The sequence below is a fragment of the Rhodococcus sp. NPDC060176 genome (genome assembly GCF_042728675.1).
Lineage (GTDB): Bacteria > Actinomycetota > Actinomycetes > Mycobacteriales > Mycobacteriaceae > Rhodococcus_F.
The window spans coordinates 229608-247035 of sequence record NZ_JBHWYS010000003.1; the positions used below are offsets into that span (position 1 = coordinate 229608).

Here is a 17428-nt window from a genome sequence, read left to right on the forward strand (position 1 = left end):
TTGGCTAGTTGAACGATCCGGTGATCGACGTCTCGGCGAGCCGGGACAGTCCCTCACGGATGTGACGGGCCCACAGCCCGCCGATGCCCTCGACCGACTGCAGATCGGCAGCCGTAGCGGCCAGCAGCGACTGGAGAGTGCCGAACGATCCGACCAAGCGGTGGATCTGATGGAACTGCAATCGAGGCACACGCATCAGTACGCGATATCCGCGAGGAGTCATCGGAGTATCGAGGGCTTCGATAGTGCCCGGATAACCGAGCACACGCGCAAGCGTCGTGAGATCGAGTAGGTCTGCGTCGGTGACGCGATCGAGTGCGACGAGGACGTTGTCCATCGCCGCGGTACCGATGGGTTCGGGGGCGGCAAGGTAATCCCGAACGATCAGTTGACGTGCAATGTCGTTGTCGCCGACCAGTTCTTCGAGCTGCAGTGCCAGCTGGCGACCGTCGGTGCCGAGCTCGAGGACGTCCTGCTCGATCTCGATCGACACACGGCGAACCATTTCGAGTCGCTGTACGACGGTCAACGCGTCGCGCAGGGTCACAAAATCCTCGATTTCGACGACCGACAGTTGCCGTGTCACTTCGTCGAGTCGCGCTTTGTATCGTTCGAGCGTCGCGACGGCCTGGTTGGCGCGCGAAAGTATGGTGGCCGAGCCGTCGATGACGTGCCGGATACCGCCGACATACACACTGACGATCGACATCGACTGACTGACCGACACCACGGGATAGCCGGTTTGAATCGCCGTACGCTCGGCGGCACGATGCCTGGTGCCGGATTCGACGGTAGGAATCTTGTGATCGGGAACGAGTTGGACGTTTGCGCGCACGATGCGTGTGCCGTCCGTCGAGAGGACAACCGCGCCGTCCATCTTCGACAACTCGCGCAATCGGGTCGGGGCGAACTCCACGTCGAGATTGAATCCGCCGTCACACAGCGCTTCCATCTCGTCGTCGTATCCGAGGACGATCAGCGCGCCGGTACGACCGCGAAGAATGCGCTCGAGCCCGTCTCGCAACGCGGTACCCGGCGCCAACCTGGCGATGGTCTCTCGCAATGCCGACGACGACTGTGTGTCCGCCATCGCACTGATCATTGAGAAACTCCCTGCTGAGGTCGATGTCACTTCGGTCGGGTCCGATGCCTGTGCCGGACTGATCCCCGTTTAGATTACCTATCCATGAGTAGTACCTGGACCCTGCCTGACGACCTGACCCTCCCGGAGCCGACCGAATTCTTTCCGGCCGCCGGCGAGAAGCTGCCTCAGCACTGGTCGAAATGCTTCGGCTGCGGCGACGACCAGCCTGCGGGAATGGCGATGAGTTTCAGGGCCGGTGACGGGCTGGAAGTGACCGGCCGTCTGGAGGTCGCCAAGAAGTATCAGGGCGGTCCGGGAGTCATTCACGGCGGCATTCTGTCGACGGCTTTCGACGAGGCTCAAGGTATGGCATGCATGGCTCTCGGCTCGCCGGTGGTGACCGGGCACCTCGAGATCGACTTCGCCCGACCGATCCCGTTGGGATCGGTGCTCGAATTCCGGGCCCGCATCGACGGCGTTGTGCGCCGCAAGGTCTACACCAGTGCAGAAGCGGTGATCGTCGAAGGTCCGACAGCGGATCCGGACACGGTGGTGGGAACATCCCGGGGACTGTTCCTGACCATCACCTCGGAACACTTCGCCAAGACCAAGGAGTTCGTGGACGGCGAACCGACTTCCCCGTTCGGCACCTCGTCGGTCTGACGAGGTAGTCGGCCGCACGCCGATCACTTCACCGGTGTGAGCTTGGGGCGAGACGGGGCTTGTTTGCCGCCCATCAATCCGGCGTAGGCCAGCGCCTCGGCCAGATTCGCCACTTCGTTGACGCGCATGCCGGGAATGTTCGGGCCGGAATCGACCGGCACGATGGCGCTGGTGAATCCCAATCGGGCAGCTTCGATCAGCCGTCGGTTCACGCCGGCAACTCGTCGAACCTCTCCGGCGAGTCCGACCTCGCCGAGGATGACGAGCCCCTTGGGGACGGGTTTGGCTTTCACGGCGGAAGCGACTGCAATGGCGAGAGCCAGATCGGCACCCGGCTCGGTCATCCGCATACCGCCGACGGTCGCGGCGTAGACGTCGGCCTTCGAGATCGACACTCCGACGCGGCGCTCCAACACGGCCAGAACCATGGCCACACGAGCAGTGTCGAGCCCGCTGACGGCTCGGCGAGGTGTCGGCAGGGGTGTGGTGGCGACGAGGGCCTGAACTTCACCGAGCAGAGGACGCTTGCCGTCCATCATCACGGTGACGGCAGTGCCTTCCACGGCTTCTTCACGGTGATGCAGGAAAAGCCCGGACGGATCGCTGATCTCGTTGATGCCCTGCTCGCTCAGCTCGAAGCATCCCACTTCGTCGGCTGCGCCGAACCTGTTCTTGACGCCACGGACCATGCGCAGGGTGGAGTGCTTGTCACCTTCGAAGTGCAGGACCACGTCCACGAGATGTTCGAGCGAGCGAGGGCCGGCGACGGCGCCGTCCTTGGTGACGTGGCCGATCAGAAGCACCGGGATGCCACTTGCCTTGGCCAAGGAGGTCAGGGCGCTGGTGACGGCCTTGACCTGGGTCACGCCGCCGACGACGCCGTCGACGTCGGCAGCAAGCATTGTCTGCACCGAGTCGACGATGACCAGGGTCGGCTTGACCTGCTCGACGTGGCCGAGGATTGTCGCGAGATCGGATTCTGCTGCCAGGTACATCCGCTCGTGGACCGAGTTGGTGCGATCTGCTCGTAGTCGAACCTGACCGGCAGACTCCTCGCCCGTGACGTACAACGCTCGATCTTCGGCACTGCGCATCGCCCAGCGGTAGACGACCTCGAGAAGTAGCGTCGATTTTCCGACACCGGGCTCTCCCGCGAGCAGAACTACGGAACCCGGAACGACACCACCGCCGAGCACGCGGTCGAGCTCACCGATTCCGGTGGGCTTGGCCTGCGTCGAGGTGCTGTCGATCTGTGTCAACGGGGTGGCCGGCGTCGTTGGTAGTACGGCGCTTGACCCCGCTTTCGCGAGTGAAGCGCCGGCGCGACTGGCGACGGGTGCGACGACGGCGACCTCGGTCATCGAGCCCCACGAGTCGCAGTCCGGACATCTACCGACCCACTTGGGCACTACCGACTGGCATTCGGAGCATCGGTAGTTCGATTTCACTTTGGCCACCGGGACAGACTAGAGGCGGGGTCCGACATGGACCCCGCCTCCAGTGCGATGCTGAAATTGTTCTGCGAGGCGCAGTGTGCGCCTTGGTGATTCGGGGCTCAGTGCCCAGCTTCTGCAACGTCGGGCGACTTGTCCGACTCGTTGCGCTCGAGCTGCGGGCCGGCATCGACAGGCACGTCGACGGTGACCGAACCGGCCTTCTCGAACTTGAACGTGATCGGGACGGTCAAGCCCGGGCGAACGCCTGCCTTGATGTCCTGCAGAACGACGAGAGTGAGCGCAGCGGGTGCGTCGTCGTTCTCTTCGTTGTTCTTGATCTGGGTCTCGGCCTCGGTTGCGGCGCCCTCGCCGGCGGGCAACTGACCGGCCTGCAGTGACGTCTGCGGCTTGATCGTCAAGCCGCCGACCTCTTCACCTGCGATGACGCGCGCTGCGTAATCGGTGGTGATGCTGACGAGCTTGTCCGTGGTCTCGGCGCTGTCGTTCACGACGGTGAATGCGAGCACGGCGTTGCCGCCCGGCTCGATGCTGTATTCCTCGGACGAGGGGTAAGCGATGTGCACGTTGCGCAGTGCGATCTCACCGAGGTTGGCGCTGTTGCCGTTCACGGCGGCCTGCTGGACGGCGGTCTGGCTCACCTGTCCGGAACCGCAAGCGGACAGCGCGATGGCTGCGCCTGCAGCCAGTGCAATGGCGGTAGCGACTCGACGAGTCGGCTTACGGATAGCAGTCACGATTTGTCCTCCACGGCGTCAGGTTCGCACTCCACTAGGCAGAGTAGTAGATAAGGTCCCGCAGGCTGGCCGTCGGGTCGCCACAACGGTTGTCTGCGTGGGCTTTCAGTCGGTTACACAGGGGTGCTCCAGACCAGTTGAATGCACGTACAACAAGCCCTGTCAACCCCTACGCTCGAGCAAGGACGCCCCTGACCTGCACAGTTGATGAGTGGTCGGTTCTTTCACGTGTTAAACTAGTGGAATCGAAAGGGGCACGGGACACATGATTTTCAAGGTCGGAGACACCGTCGTATACCCCCATCACGGTGCGGCGCTGATCGAAGCTATCGAAACCCGCACCATCAAGGGTGAGCAGAAGGAGTACCTGGTTCTGAAGGTCGCTCAAGGCGATCTCACAGTTCGGGTTCCTGCAGACAACGCAGAGTACGTCGGAGTTCGTGACGTGGTCGGCCAAGAAGGCCTTGACAAGGTTTTCCAGGTTCTGCGAGCACCGCACACCGAAGAGCCCACCAACTGGTCTCGTCGATACAAGGCAAATCTCGAGAAGCTTGCCTCAGGTGACGTGAACAAGGTTGCAGAAGTTGTTCGTGACCTGTGGCGTCGTGAGCAGGACCGTGGACTTTCCGCTGGTGAGAAGCGCATGCTCGCCAAGGCTCGTCAGATTCTCGTCGGAGAGCTCGCGCTCGCCGAGGGCACTGACACCGAGAAGGCAGAGACCATTCTCGACGAGGTCCTCGCGGCCGCGTCCTGACGGTAATACAACAAAGCTGACAGTGGCAGTAGTAGCCCTGGTACCTGCTGCAGGTCGGGGAGTGCGTTTGGGCGAGAAATTGCCCAAGGCATTCGTCGAACTCGGTGGGTGCACCATGCTTGCACGCGCGGTCGATGGACTCCGGAAATCCGGAGCGATCGACCGCGTTGTTGTCATTGTGCCGCCTGAGCTGGTCGAATCCGTCGTGGCCGACCTCGGTCTCGCAGCGGACGTCGACGTCGTCGGTGGTGGCGCCGAAAGGACCGATTCGGTTCGAGCCGGCCTCAATGCTGCCGGTGACGCGGATTTTGTACTCGTGCACGACGCCGCGCGGGCATTGACGCCGCCGGCGCTGATCGCACGTGTCGTCGAAACTCTCCAGGCCGGCAGCTCCGCGGTCATTCCGGTACTTCCGGTTACCGACACGATCAAGTCGGTCGACGTACTCGGCGCAGTCACCGGTACGCCTCTTCGTTCGGAGTTGCGTGCGGTTCAAACTCCTCAGGGCTTCTCCACCGACGTCCTGCGGAGTGCGTACGACGCCGGTGGCGTCGCCGCGACCGACGATGCCGCTCTGGTCGAGCGTCTCGGTGTTTCGGTCCAGACGATTCCCGGCGACGCTCTCGCCTTCAAGATCACCACTCCACTCGACCTCGTCCTTGCACGGGCGCTCCTGATCTCGGAGACAGAGGAGACAGAGTTGAGTGCGGACTCACGGAACGGAAATTAGATGCGCGTCGGTCTCGGCACGGATGTCCACCCCATCGAGGTGGGCCGACCTTGCTGGATGGCGGGGTTGCTGTTCGAGGAAGCAGACGGGTGCTCAGGGCATTCGGACGGCGACGTCGCCGTCCACGCGCTCTGTGACGCGTTGCTCTCCGCGGCGGGCCTCGGTGATCTCGGTTCGGTTTTCGGCACCGGCAGGCCCGAATGGGACGGCGTGAGCGGCGCTCGAATGTTGGCCGAGGTTCGCCGACTGCTCGAGGAAAACCAGTTCACCGTCGGCAACGCAACAGTGCAGGTCATCGGTAACCGCCCCAAGATCGGGCCGCGACGCGACGAGGCACAGAGGGTGCTCTCGGACATCCTCGGCGCCCCGGTTTCGGTGTCTGCGACCACCACGGACGGCCTCGGCTTGACCGGTCGCGGCGAGGGGATCGCCGCCATGGCCACCGCGTTGGTCATGACAACCGAACACGACAGGTAAGATCGCTGGTCGTGACCCTGCGCCTATACGACACCGGTACGCGGGCCCTTCGGGATTTTGTTCCGTTGGCCCCCGGACATGCATCGGTGTACCTGTGTGGGGCGACAGTTCAGGGCGATCCGCACATCGGACACGTTCGCAGCGGCGTCGCTTTCGACGTGCTGCGACGCTGGCTGTTGGCGCACGGCAATGACGTTGCCTTCGTGCGCAACGTGACGGACATCGACGACAAGATCCTCAACAAGGCCGCCGACGCCGGCCGACCTTGGTGGGAGTGGGCGACGACGTTCGAGCGTTCGTTCACGTGGGCCTACGACCAATTGGGTGTGCTTCCCCCGTCCATCGAGCCGCGGGCCACCGGTCACGTGACGCAGATGGTCGAGATGATGGAACGCCTGATCGAGAACGGCCACGCGTACGCGGCGGGCGGTGACGTCTACTTCGACGTACAGAGCTACCCCGAGTACGGCGCACTGTCCGGCCACAAACTCGACGACGTCCATCAGGGCGAGAGTGCCGCCGAGGGAAAGCGCGATCCCCGCGACTTCACTCTCTGGAAGGCCGTCAAGCCCGGTGAGCCCTCGTGGCCGACACCGTGGGGACCAGGCCGTCCGGGCTGGCACCTCGAGTGCTCGGCCATGGCGGAATTCTACCTCGGCGCGGCATTCGACATCCATTGCGGTGGACGCGATCTCGTCTTCCCTCACCACGAGAACGAAATCGCTCAGGCCAAGTGCGCCGGCGACGATTTCGCTCAGTACTGGCTGCACAACGGTTGGGTCACGATGAGTGGCGAGAAGATGTCCAAGTCGTTGGGCAATGTTCTCTCGGTGCCGAACGTGCTCAAGAAGGTTCGCCCGCAAGAACTTCGGTATTACCTCGGTAGTGCGCACTACCGTTCCAACCTCGAGTACTCCGACGAGGCATTGGACGAAAGTGCGAAGTCCTACCAGGGGCTCGAGTCGTTTGTCCTGCGCACACACAAGCGCGCAGGTGGCGTCGAACTCGGCACGTGGACCGAAGGTTTCGCGGCGGCTCTCGACAACGACTTGTCGGTGCCGATCGCGTTGGCCGAGATCCACGGCAAGGCGAGCGAGGGTAATTCCGCGCTTGCTGCCGGTGATCTCGACGCGGCTCGGGTGGCTGCCGGCCAGGTGCGGGCCATGCTCGCGATCCTGGGCGTCGACCCACTCGACGAGCATTGGACGCAGTCCGGTGGCGACACCGAGACGGCAATGGAAGCTTTGGACGTGTTGGTGCGGGCCGATCTCGATCGTCGGCAGCAGGCACGTACGGAAAAGAACTGGGCGGTGGCGGACGAGGTCCGCGATCGCCTCATCAAGGCGGGTATCGAAGTAACCGATACTCCCGACGGACCCGAATGGTCCCTTAAGGCAGGGCAGTAACAATGGCTGGAAACTCGAGCAGGCGCGGCGCAGTCCGTAAGGGCGGCACCAAGAAGGGCCAGGTTGCCGGTTCCGGTGGCCAGCACAAGCGTGGTCTCGCCGGCCGCGGTGCTACGCCTCCCGCCGAGGCACGCACCAAGCACCCCGCGGCGAAGCGTGCAGCGCGCGCCGCCCGGGCCGACGAGAAGCAGAACCAGGGCCGCGGTGGCCGTCCGGGTCCGGGCCGCAAGGTTCTCGACGGTCCCGAGACCGTGCTCGGTCGCAACCCGGTGGTGGAGTGCCTGCGCGCGGGTGTTCCGGCGACGGCGCTGTGGGTGGCTGTCGGTACCGAGAGCGACGACCGGCTGAAGGAATCTGTTCAGCGGGCTGCCGACGCCGGTATCTCCATCCTCGAGGTGCCGCGCTCGGATCTCGATCGCCTCAGCGCCAACGGTCTTCACCAAGGCATCGCTCTGCAGGTTCCGCCGTACCGCTACGCGCATCCGGACGATCTTCTGTCCGAGGCACGTAAGCACGCCGAGCCGCCGCTGCTCGTCGCGCTGGACAACATCACCGATCCCCGCAACCTGGGTGCCGTTGTGCGCTCGGTCGCAGCTTTCGGTGGACACGGCGTCGTGATTCCGGAGCGCCGTAGCGCGAGCGTGAGTGCTGTTGCTTGGCGTACCAGCGCCGGCGCTGCCGCTCGTCTGCCGATTGCGCGGGCCACCAACCTCACTCGCACGCTCAAGGACTGGGCGTCGAAGGGTGTTCAGGTCGTCGGTCTCGACGCCGGCGGCGACACCACTCTCGACGATTTCGACGGCAGCGGTCCTGTGGTGATCGTGGTCGGTTCCGAGGGCAAGGGTCTTTCACGTCTCGTCCGCGAGAACTGCGACGCGATCCTCTCGATTCCGATGGCCGGTCCGGTCGAGTCGCTCAACGCGTCGGTTGCCGCCGGAGTTGTCCTGGCGGACATCGCCCGCAGGCGTCGTAGCAGCTGAGTTGTAACGGCTTTCAGGTGAGCCTGGCGGGGTTCTAGCTCCGGACCGACCAGGCTTCCCACAGTGCAGCGTAGGAACCGTCCGCGCCGATCAGTTCGTCATGTGTCCCGCTCTCGACTACGCGGCCACCGCTCATGACGAGTATCCGATCGGCGCGGACTGCTTGGCTCAGGCGGTGCGCTATCACCACAGCAGTCCTGGCGCTGACCGCGAGCTCGGCCGCCTGATCGAGCAGACCTGCTGCGGTGGTTCCGGCTTCGGCAGTGGCCTCGTCGAGGATGACGACGGGTGGATCGAGCAGAGCCAGTCGGACGAGGGCTATGTGCTGTGCCTGAGCCGCAGTCAACTGGTACCCGCCGGCGCCCACTCGGGTCTCGATCCCTTCCGGAAGCTCGTGAATCCATTGAGCTTTCATCGTTTCGACGACTTCGGCGATCTTCGCATCGTCCGAATCGGGTGCGCACAACCGGAGATCATCGGCGATCGTCCCGACGAACACGTGAACTTCCTGGCTGACCAGGACGACTTTGTGCCGAAGTTCGGCATCACTGAGGTCGTCGATCGGTATGCCGTCGACGGTGATTCGCCCGTCTCCGACGGGAATGATGCCGGCAATCAGTTTGGCGAGCGTGGTCTTTCCGGCGCCGCTGCTTCCGACGACGGCGATTCGTTCCCCCGGTGCGATGGCGATCGAGATCGAATCGATGACCGGGGTGGAGTTGTTGTACGAGTAAGAAACCCGGTCCACCTCGACGCCGATGGGGTCGGACCGAGCCGGGGCAGGAATGGTCGAAGGACGCCCGGGCATCGCGGTGACACCGATCAGGCGAGCCAAGCTGGCACCAGCATCCTGCAATTCGTCGATGTTGGAGAGAAATACCGCGATGGGGCTGAACAGACTGTGGAAGTAGAGCGCGGCGGCGGTAGCGGCCCCGATGGACACCGATCCCGTGGTCACGAGCCAGTAGCCGACGCTCAGGACGGCGGCCAATCCGAGTAGTTCGGCGCCGTTCAGTTGAGCGAAGAAGTTGGTACGCAGCCGAACTGCCTGCATGTCGAAGCTGATGGCATGCTCGGAGGTCGCGGCGATTCGGCCGATGTGCTCGTCAGTTCTCCGTAGGGCAGTGACAGTGCCTGCGCCACCGAGAGTTTCGATGAGCTGCTGTCCCCGCCTGGCCTGCGCAGCGCGGGAGCGTCGGTAGACGGGTCCGGAGCGTCGGAGGAAATGACGAAGAGCAAAATAGTGGATCGGCGCGACCGCAACGATGGCCAGGGTGAAGCGCCAATCGATCACTCCCACACCGACAAGCGTCAGCGAAATCATAAACAGGGCCGATACCGTTGCGGGTAGCACCCGAGCGATGACGGTGTTGACCGCTTCGACGTCACCCGAGACCCGGGAAATCAGATCGCCGGTTCCGGCATCCTCGACCAGCGACGACGGCTGCGCGAGCGTAGCGGCGAACACGTCCTCACGAAGATCGGCCAGCACGTTCTGCGCGACTTTCGCGAGAAGCTGTGTGCTCCACCAAGTCAGCGCGACTCCTGCGGCCGCTGCGCCGAGCATGAACGCGGTGATACGTAGAAGTGAGACAAACGGCTTGCCCTCCGTGACCGCATCGACCATGAGTCCGAGCAGCGCGGGGGTGGACAGGCCGCAGGCCGTAGCGGAGAGAAGTACGACGGTCGTGAGTGCGAGTGCTCGCTTGCGTGGCCGAAGCAGTGCGATCAATGCGCGGACGGTCTGCTTGGTCGACGCGATCGGCAGGGCAGATACAACCGGAACAGCAGATGCATCCGGAAGAGTTTCGGTCACAGCGAGTCTCCGTCCCGCGCGTCGTCGATCGTCACGACGCGGTCGCACGAATGGAGCAAGGTCGGACTCGAGGTGATCACCAGAATGGCCTTGTCGGGAAAGTTTCTCAGTGAGTGTGCAATTCGATGCTCGGTGACAGAATCCACGGAAGTGGTGGGTTCGTGAAGGACCAGGATCGGCTGGGGTTGATGGAGAGCGCGGGCGAGGAGAAGACGTTGGCGTTGACCCCCGGAGAGCTTCTTTCCTTGCTCACCTACCTCGGAGAGGTGGCCGTCGGGCAGATGCGTCAACACGTCGTCGAGTGCCGATGACGTCATTGCCGACGAGTCGACGCTCGGTGCAGCCAGATTGTCGAAGACGGTGCCTGTGAACACGGTTCCTTCATGAGCGGAGACGAACACCTGATCGCGAACTCCGTCCGGACCGAGTTCGGTTGCATCGGCGCCGAATACGAAGTAGCAGTCGGGGACGAGCGGGGTCTGGTAGGCGAGTTGTCGTGCCAGCCGGTCAGCGGAATCGTCAGCGCGCACGCCCACCACTTCTCCGCGGCGAGCTGAGACGACGGTTCCGTTGTCGGCCGAAATCAGCAGGGCGTCTTCACTTCTGTCGGAGTTGGCCGAGGCCGTGGAGAGCAGCGAATCGATCAGGTGCGGTTCGGCCAGGAGTTCGGACAGTCTGCGCGCGGAGCCCCGCTTGGCAGCGAGTTCGGCACCGAAGAACCCCAGCGTTTCCATCGGACCGGCAATCACTCTGCTCAGGCCGACCACGGTGACGAAGTTGCCCACGGTGATCGTGCCTTGATGCGCCATCCACGCGGCACCCAATGCGACTGACGCCAGTACCAACGCGGAGACCCCTGAGTTGAGTGCGGTCAGACTGGACATTGCCCTGACCGTCCGGATCGCTGCTTTCATCGACTCCCGGCTGGCATGGACATATCGGGAGAGAGCAGTGGGCTCGGCTCCGAAGCCTTTGAGTACTCGCAGTCCGAGCGTGAAATCAGTTGCGAGCATGCCTGCCTCGGCTGCCTTCTTCTGCTCTGCATACACACGCTCGTCCAGTGGACCGCTGATCTTGTGGATGAAAACGAGCTGCGCAGCCGTGATGAGGACGACGATCAATGCCAGCGGCCACGATACGAAGGCAAGCGAAATCACTGCCGCGGCAAGCCCTGCGAAAGCTGAGCCCTGCTCGGCGACAACCCAAGAGAAGCCCGAGACGTGCGAGGCGTCCGAAGTGGCGATAGTGAGGACTTCACCCGTCGAACGCTGAGCTTGCATGCCCCTGGCGTCGAGTACCCGTCTGGCAGCGTTCAGTCGTAGGTCGTGTTCGCCGTAGACGAAGACCTGTGTGTTCAGGCGAACTGCGATGCGCCACGACAGGGCGAGTCCGACGAACAGAGCGCACAGCACCGCCAGCCACACGAGAAGTGCTGTGCTGTCGGACTTTCCGATTGCCCGATCGACGACGGTGCCGATCAGCACCGGAATAAGCGCTTGAGCTACCTGGTACGACGCCTGACCGGTGACGGCTGCAACCAGTCGCGGGCCGCGCCCGGAGGAGAACGATCCGGTTCTGATCATCTCCATCGGACCGGTACGAGTTTCGGGCAGCGCTGACACTCGTGAAACTCCTCGCCCAGATCCGAACACTCGTTGTGCAGTTCTACGGTAGAGCCGGTGGAGGTACGGAAAGTGCTCGTAGATGCCAAGGGCTACGCGGCAGCGGACAGATGGAGCATCGAGACCCCATTACCGGGATCAGGTCTCGATATACCTGCCTGGTCGAAACAGGTACGTTTGCGAAGAGAGCTGACAGAAGATGAAAAGCACTACCCGAATAGTGGCTGCGTTGGCCGCGATTGCCCTGCTCGCAGGCTGCCAGAGCAGCACCGAGTCAACTGCGTCGGAGGATACGACGCAGTTGGCCGAGACCGGTGCGCTGCCGGCCACCATCGACCACGCGTACGGCTCGACAACCATCGAGACCGAACCTCAGCGGATCGTGACCATCGGTTGGAACAGCCAGGATTCGGTCCTTGCACTGGGTAAGACGCCCGTCGCCATGGAGTCGTTCAGTGGGGCAGGCTTGGAGAGCGGAATCCTGCCGTGGGACGAAGAATTGTTGGGCGATGCCGAACCGACGTTGCTCGACAGCACGTCAGGTGTGCCGTTCGAGCAGATCCTGGCATTGGAGCCGGACGTGATCATCGCGGTGGTCTCCGGAATCACCGAAGACGACTATGCACGTCTGACTCAGATCGCACCCACGATTCCGTTCAAGGAGACTGCATGGGCGACCACGTGGCAGGAACAGTTGTCGACCATCGGTTCAGTGCTCGGTCAACCGAAGCGGGCGGCTGAGCTGATCGAGGAAACCGACGAGTCCATAGCCGACCTCGCCGCGGGCTCTCCGAATCTGAACGGGAAGACCTTGACCTTCCTCTCGGGAAACATCGACGGCCTCACCAATTACTGCGCCGACGACGGCCGAGTCATCCTGATGACCCAGCTCGGACTGAAGCAGTCGGCCGGAAGCGCAGGGCTGTGCGGCGACACGCAGGGTTCTGTCACCGCATCGCGCGAACAGTTCAACGAACTGGACGCGGACGTTATCGTGCTCAACGACGCGAGTGGCCAGGGGCTCCCCGGATTGATGGGAGACAAGTTGTTTGCCGACCTGCCGGCGGTCAAGGAGGGCAGGCTGATTCAGCAGCTCGGCCTGGCCCGAGTCATGGCACTGGCCTCACCCACGTCGCTGAGCGTGAAATATGCCTTCGCCGAACTGGTCTCGAAGATGAACGGGTTCTGACCGACTGATACTTCTGCCCAGCTGATGATTCTGACCAGCTAGGCCGACAATTCGCACGCATCCGAGTAATAGTTCTTCGGTGTCCGTCCGGTGACCTTGCGGAACACGCTGGTGAAGGCGCTGGGGGTTTCGTATCCGACACGGCGGCTGACCGTCGAAACAGGAACGCCCGCAGCGAGATAGGACATCGCAGCGCGGACGCGAACTTGAATTCTCCACTCGGTGAAGGACATCCCCGTGCCCTGAGCGAACACGCGGCTCAGGGTGCGGGGGCTTCCGCCGACCACGTAGGCCCAATCGGCGAGCCCGCGTTGATCGGCGGGGTCGGCGATCAAGCGGCGTGCGACGGCGAGGGCCCGGGGATCAGCGGGCATCGGCACTGCGACATCGGCCGCCTCGATGGGCGCTAGCGTGTCGAAGACTACTGATTCGGCGCGCAAGCGAGCCTCGGGCGGCATATTTCGCTGGTGCAGGTGGATGAGCATCGTCTTGACCACGTCGTCGATGCCGATGATTGCGGGTTTTGTCCACGGGTGGGGGAACGACTCGGGTCGGAAGTACGTGAAGCGAGCCTCGGTGGATGCGCCGAGCGTGATGCGCCGTGGAGTTCCGGCCGGGATCCACATGCCGACCGTCGGTGGGATCTGCCAACGAACGTCGTCGATGTAGGCGCTCATCTCTCCGGAAGCGCCCCAGAGGAGTTCGTGTTCGGGATGGCGGATCTCACGCCACGCCCGCTTCTGATCGCGCCCGATGGTGGACGTGGTCATGGAGAAAGGGAGCGGAACGTACCGGCCTGCCGGCACAGCCCAGTACGGAAATCCTGTGGAACTCATCGCTGGATCATACCGCGGATGACTTAGGTAATGCTTTCCTATTTGGTTCTTTGATGCGGGCGCGACGGAGTGTGATCGCCACAAAAGATCGAGGGTGGCATCGAGTCCGAAGACTCGATGCCACCCTCGAACACATTCCCCGACGGAGTGTTTACAGGTGGAGCGGAAAATCAGCTGCCGTTGGCCAGGACACCGCTGATGATGTCGGAGATGAAGCCGGCCGGGTTGTCCAGGATGGAGGAGCCGGCCGAACCGGTTCCGCCCTCGCCGTCAGAAGAGCCGAAGCCCAGATCTGCCGAGCCCGAAGCGGCTGCCTCACCGGGGTTCTTGGCGCGGATCTTGGCGTAGACGCCGCTGATGTTCTGATCGGTGCTGAACAGCGAGATACCGATCGAGCTGGAGAGTTCCTGGTACGAACCGATCGGTGCATCATCGGCGACGAGGTACTGTGCCTCGATCGTCACGGTCTTGCTACCGGTGGGGGAAATCAGCCAACCGGTGCTCGGAATGTTGACGGTGCGGTTGGTCGTATCGACAGACGGCGTGACGGATTCGGTCTTCTGGCCACCGACCAAATGCCATGCGTTGACCGTCGCGGAGTCCTGGATGTATTTGAACGTGGCGGGGTAGCGATCGACGAACTGATTGACGTAGCGCTCGGGGTGGCCGGTCGTAGAGATCACGGTGCGTACGGTGACCTTGCCGCCGGGTGCAACTTCGCCGTCGCCGACGATGCTCTTGGTGATCCGGACGTTGGAGGAGTTGACGGTCGCAGAGGCCGGGTGGGCTGCATCAGCGCTTGCGGTGCCTGCGCTCACGAAAAGTCCGCTGGTGGCCAACGCAGCGATTGCTACTCCGGTGAGTGTTTTGCGCATTGAAAAACGTGACATGAAGTTCTCCGTTCGAGGGGTTCGGCGGCGATGTGGTGACTCTTCAAAGGTTGCGCCGCGGTAACCATTGAAATCTATCGGACGCTTGCTCATGTAGAAGTTGGGCAAAATTTACGGAAAAGTCCGGTTTGAGAAGCTTTTTCTCGGCTAGGTTGCCTGTCGATAACTGAGTGCTGACAATTTTGACGAAAAGCTGGGCGAATGTCCAGGTCGCCTGTATCGTACTTCGGGAGTCGGGTTGTAACAAGTTCCAGTAATCGACGAAATCGGTTGTCCTGGAACTCTAAAGAGCGGAGATGTTTCGTGACGAAGGTTGGATCCAGGAATCGGAATCTGTCCACTGTCGGCGTCGGGCTGGGGGCGATCGCTCTGGCTGTGGGTGCAAGCACTTTCAGCGCTGGGGTCGCGACTGCCGAGACTGCAACTTCTGGTGCCTACACATTTACTCGCACCGTGGACAACGCGTCCCCGAAGATCGGCGACACGATCACCTACACGACAGTGTCGAAGAAGAGCGGAATCGACGGATATATCAGCAGGTTCACCGAGACTCATGCCGCATGCTTGACCTTTGTCCCGGGTTCGGCGAAGGTCACGAAGTTTCACGTTGGCGGGACGCTGACCGAAACCACGGAAACACCGGAACTGACAGCCACGACGCTCCAAGTGACCAGCGCCGGCTGGATCAACAACGGAAGCAAACCGGTGACCATGAAGACCAGCTACACGGTCACTGCTTCGTGTGCGCCGGGAACCGTGTACGGAAGTGGATTGGCGGTAGGTGCCACGGTGATGGGCAACGGATTCCAGTCGAGTGCGAATTTCGCCAACGTGGGACCGTCCATCACTGTCCGCGCCGCGGATGCGGTCGATCCGGTTGACCCGGTCGATCCCGTCGATCCGGTCGATCCGGTCGATCCCGTCGATCCCGTTGATCCCACTGGCCCCGGAACCGGTGGAGGAAGCGGATCACTCGGCTCGTTGAGTGGTGGTCTCGGTTCCCTCAGCGGCCTGTTCGGCTCGAGCTAGTCGAGAGTTGTGAAACGGCGGGCCGTGACTGTCGAAGTCTCGGCCCGCCGCTGTTGTTCGGTGATCAGGTATTCAAACCATCAGGTGCTCAGCCGAATTCGATGGAAGTATTGATTTCCTCCACCTGGTTGGACGTCTGCATGTTTGTCGTATCGGTGAACTGGTTTGCGAAGCTGACCAAGTAGACCGGCGAGTTGTCGTCGGCTTGGTATGCGACAACTGTCATGACGGCGTACAGCGGAACGTCCACATTTGGAGCGGTCCAGGTTCCGGAGAGGCGGAATCCCCGCTGTCCGTCGACGTCGATCTCGGTGTACTTCACCTCGGTCCACCCGTCGAGAGTGGCGATTGTTTCACGCGCGGCGGCAAGAACCTCGTCTTTTGTTGCGGTGCCTTGGTTTTCGACCGTCACGGTGGTGTTCGGCATGAAGCCGCTGGGTTCGCGGCTGTTGCTGGACAACGCATCCGTAACGCCGGCAGGGATGTTCTCGCCGTGAGTCCAGCTCGGCGGGAGGCTGACACTGATGCTCGGCGCTTCGGGGTCGTCGCCGGTTTCGATCGTCGTCCGCTCACCGATGAACGGTGTTCCGTCCCGCAAGGTTGGCGTCGCGACAGCGGCAGACGGCGAGGATGCAGAACTTTCGGAGGCGGTGGTCTCGCTGGTGTTGGTATCACTGGAGACGGCGTCGCCGCTTTCCGAACTGCTGCATCCGGACAGGACGAGTGCAGCAGTGATCAGTGACGCTATTCCGAGAGCAAGTGTGCTGCTCTTAGGGCTCATAGTGTGACAGTCCTTCAGGTTCTGGTGACGGCCGAGCGCCGCCGGCAGCGTTGCTGGCGCGGCTGAGACTATCAGCGCTACGACGGCCTGGTAGTGGCCTTGAAGGTAATGGTGCTGCCGGGCCGCAGCTGTGCCAGCGACGCAATCCCCGCGTCGGAGACGACGGCGATGACTGGGTATCCGCCGGTCACGGGATGGTCGGCGAGAAACACGACGGGCGCTCCGCCTGGTGGCACCTGGATGGACCCCACGACGACGCCTTCGCTCGGCAGTTCCTCCGTGCGTGAGCGATGCAGAGGCCCTTGGCCCAGTAACCGGACACCGACGCGGTTGGTGTGTTCGGTGACTTTCCAGGTGGTGTGAAGGAGCGCCTGAACGGATGCGGCAGTGAACCAGGAATTTCGTGGGCCGAGCGTGATCTCGAGTGGAACTGCGCCGAGTGGAGGGGCCGGCGGTGGAATCAACTCTTCGGTGGGCCACGTCCCTTCCTCGGCCCCGAGGAGGAGGTGATCGCCGACGGTGAGCGGCGGCGGCCCGAGTCCGGAGAGCGTGTCGGTGGATCTGCTGCCGAGTACCTGCGGGACGTCGATGCCGCCGCGTGCGGAGATGTACGTTCTCAAACCAGTTGTACTGTAACCTAATTCGAGAATACTGCCATCGTAGAGGTGCATGCTCGAGTAGTCAGGCACCGGCTGTCCGTCGACGGTCAGCGCTACCCGCGCGCCCGTCACTGCCACCGTCATCGATCCGACGGCTCGCATAGCGAAACCGCCAGTGGTGACTTCGATGGTTGCTGCTCGAAAAGTGTTGCCTACAAGTCTGTTCGCGCTGTCGTGCGAGATCATGTCGACGGCGCCGGATCTGCCGACCCCGAGGGCGCCGTAGCCTGTCCGCCCGCGGTCTTGAACTGTGGCGAGCGGGCCGGTACGCATTACCTCTAGCCAGGCCATGAATCCATTCTCCCGCAACATCGCGGTGAA

Annotated in this window: 17 protein-coding genes; 8 read left to right on the forward strand and 9 right to left on the reverse strand. The window is 62.7% G+C overall.

Annotated elements, in window-relative coordinates; genetic code table 11:
• Window positions 1-4: 4 nt before the first annotated feature.
• Window positions 5-1090: a DNA integrity scanning diadenylate cyclase DisA gene (gene disA, locus ACFWEM_RS15995; RefSeq protein ID WP_378534966.1), complete on the reverse strand. Its 1086-nt coding sequence runs from the start codon at window positions 1088-1090 to the stop codon at window positions 5-7.
• A gap of 96 nt (window positions 1091-1186) precedes the next feature.
• On the opposite strand from disA, the gene ACFWEM_RS16000 reads away from it, so the two are divergent.
• Entirely contained in the window at window positions 1187-1747 is a 561-nt protein-coding gene (locus ACFWEM_RS16000) for a PaaI family thioesterase (protein ID WP_378534968.1), read from the forward strand.
• Window positions 1748-1770: 23 nt separating this feature from the next.
• On the opposite strand, the gene radA is transcribed toward ACFWEM_RS16000, so the two are convergent.
• Entirely contained in the window at window positions 1771-3204 is a 1434-nt protein-coding gene (gene radA, locus ACFWEM_RS16005; RefSeq protein WP_276116490.1) for a DNA repair protein RadA, read from the reverse strand.
• A gap of 98 nt (window positions 3205-3302) precedes the next feature.
• Entirely contained in the window at window positions 3303-3938 is a 636-nt protein-coding gene (locus tag ACFWEM_RS16010; protein ID WP_021342814.1) for a copper chaperone PCu(A)C, read from the reverse strand.
• A gap of 265 nt (window positions 3939-4203) precedes the next feature.
• On the opposite strand from ACFWEM_RS16010, the gene carD reads away from it, so the two are divergent.
• From carD to rlmB, 5 genes are read left to right on the forward strand one after another with little or no spacing between them, the layout of a single operon-like run.
• On the forward strand, window positions 4204-4692 hold the full coding sequence (gene carD, locus ACFWEM_RS16015; RefSeq protein WP_003945666.1) for an RNA polymerase-binding transcription factor CarD: 489 nt from the start codon (window positions 4204-4206) through the stop codon (window positions 4690-4692).
• A gap of 22 nt (window positions 4693-4714) precedes the next feature.
• Entirely contained in the window at window positions 4715-5422 is a 708-nt protein-coding gene (gene ispD, locus ACFWEM_RS16020; protein ID WP_378534971.1) for a 2-C-methyl-D-erythritol 4-phosphate cytidylyltransferase, read from the forward strand.
• Window positions 5423-5899, forward strand: a complete 477-nt coding sequence (ispF, locus tag ACFWEM_RS16025; RefSeq protein WP_378534973.1) for a 2-C-methyl-D-erythritol 2,4-cyclodiphosphate synthase — start codon at window positions 5423-5425, stop codon at window positions 5897-5899.
• An 11-nt stretch (window positions 5900-5910) separates the two neighbouring features.
• Window positions 5911-7305 carry a cysteine--tRNA ligase gene (gene cysS, locus ACFWEM_RS16030; protein WP_095970890.1) on the forward strand — a complete coding sequence of 465 codons (1395 nt, stop codon included), beginning with the start codon at window positions 5911-5913 and terminating at the stop codon, window positions 7303-7305.
• Window positions 7306-7307: 2 nt separating this feature from the next.
• Complete coding sequence (rlmB, locus tag ACFWEM_RS16035) at window positions 7308-8285, forward strand: 23S rRNA (guanosine(2251)-2'-O)-methyltransferase RlmB (RefSeq protein WP_230816683.1); 978 nt, start codon at window positions 7308-7310, stop codon at window positions 8283-8285.
• Between the two features lie 34 nt (window positions 8286-8319).
• On the opposite strand, the gene ACFWEM_RS16040 is transcribed toward rlmB, so the two are convergent.
• Both ACFWEM_RS16040 and ACFWEM_RS16045 read right to left on the reverse strand, forming a co-directional pair.
• Window positions 8320-10101 carry an ABC transporter ATP-binding protein gene (locus tag ACFWEM_RS16040; protein WP_378534975.1) on the reverse strand — a complete coding sequence of 594 codons (1782 nt, stop codon included), beginning with the start codon at window positions 10099-10101 and terminating at the stop codon, window positions 8320-8322.
• The gene (locus tag ACFWEM_RS16045) at window positions 10098-11723 is read right to left on the reverse strand and encodes an ABC transporter transmembrane domain-containing protein (RefSeq protein ID WP_378534978.1); all 1626 of its coding nucleotides are present in this window, start codon (window positions 11721-11723) and stop codon (window positions 10098-10100) included. The genes ACFWEM_RS16040 and ACFWEM_RS16045 overlap by 4 nt, the downstream gene beginning before the upstream one ends.
• Before the next feature lie 199 nt (window positions 11724-11922).
• On the opposite strand from ACFWEM_RS16045, the gene ACFWEM_RS16050 reads away from it, so the two are divergent.
• Window positions 11923-12912 (forward strand): iron-siderophore ABC transporter substrate-binding protein, encoded by a 990-nt coding sequence (locus ACFWEM_RS16050; RefSeq protein ID WP_378534980.1) that lies wholly within the window; start codon window positions 11923-11925, stop codon window positions 12910-12912.
• 38 nt (window positions 12913-12950) lie between these two features.
• Here the strand turns inward: ACFWEM_RS16050 and ACFWEM_RS16055 are convergent, their stop codons facing one another.
• Window positions 12951-13748 carry a helix-turn-helix domain-containing protein gene (locus ACFWEM_RS16055; RefSeq protein ID WP_378534982.1) on the reverse strand — a complete coding sequence of 266 codons (798 nt, stop codon included), beginning with the start codon at window positions 13746-13748 and terminating at the stop codon, window positions 12951-12953.
• Between the two features lie 170 nt (window positions 13749-13918).
• Window positions 13919-14638, reverse strand: coding sequence for a hypothetical protein (locus tag ACFWEM_RS16060; protein ID WP_378534984.1), 720 nt, complete (start codon window positions 14636-14638; stop codon window positions 13919-13921).
• A gap of 303 nt (window positions 14639-14941) precedes the next feature.
• Between ACFWEM_RS16060 and ACFWEM_RS16065 the strand changes: the two genes are divergently transcribed.
• Complete coding sequence (locus ACFWEM_RS16065) at window positions 14942-15667, forward strand: hypothetical protein (RefSeq protein ID WP_378534986.1); 726 nt, start codon at window positions 14942-14944, stop codon at window positions 15665-15667.
• A gap of 88 nt (window positions 15668-15755) precedes the next feature.
• Here the strand turns inward: ACFWEM_RS16065 and ACFWEM_RS16070 are convergent, their stop codons facing one another.
• The gene (locus ACFWEM_RS16070) at window positions 15756-16448 is read right to left on the reverse strand and encodes an LpqN/LpqT family lipoprotein (RefSeq protein WP_378534988.1); all 693 of its coding nucleotides are present in this window, start codon (window positions 16446-16448) and stop codon (window positions 15756-15758) included.
• Between the two features lie 77 nt (window positions 16449-16525).
• On the reverse strand, window positions 16526-17398 hold the full coding sequence (locus ACFWEM_RS16075; RefSeq protein ID WP_378534990.1) for a biotin-dependent carboxyltransferase family protein: 873 nt from the start codon (window positions 17396-17398) through the stop codon (window positions 16526-16528).
• Window positions 17399-17428 lie beyond the last annotated feature (30 nt).

What these genes read in the sequence shown, in the direction of transcription:
- ispF (WP_378534973.1), top strand. Translation starts at nt 5,423, where the DNA reads ATGCGCGTCGGTCTCGGCACGGATGTCCACCCCATCGAGGTGGGCCGA.
- ACFWEM_RS16060 (WP_378534984.1), bottom strand. Translation starts at nt 14,638, where the DNA reads ATGTCACGTTTTTCAATGCGCAAAACACTCACCGGAGTAGCAATCGCT.
- carD (WP_003945666.1), top strand. Translation starts at nt 4,204, where the DNA reads ATGATTTTCAAGGTCGGAGACACCGTCGTATACCCCCATCACGGTGCG.
- ACFWEM_RS16075 (WP_378534990.1), bottom strand. Translation starts at nt 17,398, where the DNA reads ATGGCCTGGCTAGAGGTAATGCGTACCGGCCCGCTCGCCACAGTTCAA.
- disA (WP_378534966.1), bottom strand. Translation starts at nt 1,090, where the DNA reads ATGGCGGACACACAGTCGTCGTCGGCATTGCGAGAGACCATCGCCAGG.
- ACFWEM_RS16055 (WP_378534982.1), bottom strand. Translation starts at nt 13,748, where the DNA reads ATGAGTTCCACAGGATTTCCGTACTGGGCTGTGCCGGCAGGCCGGTAC.
- ACFWEM_RS16000 (WP_378534968.1), top strand. Translation starts at nt 1,187, where the DNA reads ATGAGTAGTACCTGGACCCTGCCTGACGACCTGACCCTCCCGGAGCCG.
- rlmB (WP_230816683.1), top strand. Translation starts at nt 7,308, where the DNA reads ATGGCTGGAAACTCGAGCAGGCGCGGCGCAGTCCGTAAGGGCGGCACC.
- ACFWEM_RS16070 (WP_378534988.1), bottom strand. Translation starts at nt 16,448, where the DNA reads ATGAGCCCTAAGAGCAGCACACTTGCTCTCGGAATAGCGTCACTGATC.
- ACFWEM_RS16050 (WP_378534980.1), top strand. Translation starts at nt 11,923, where the DNA reads ATGAAAAGCACTACCCGAATAGTGGCTGCGTTGGCCGCGATTGCCCTG.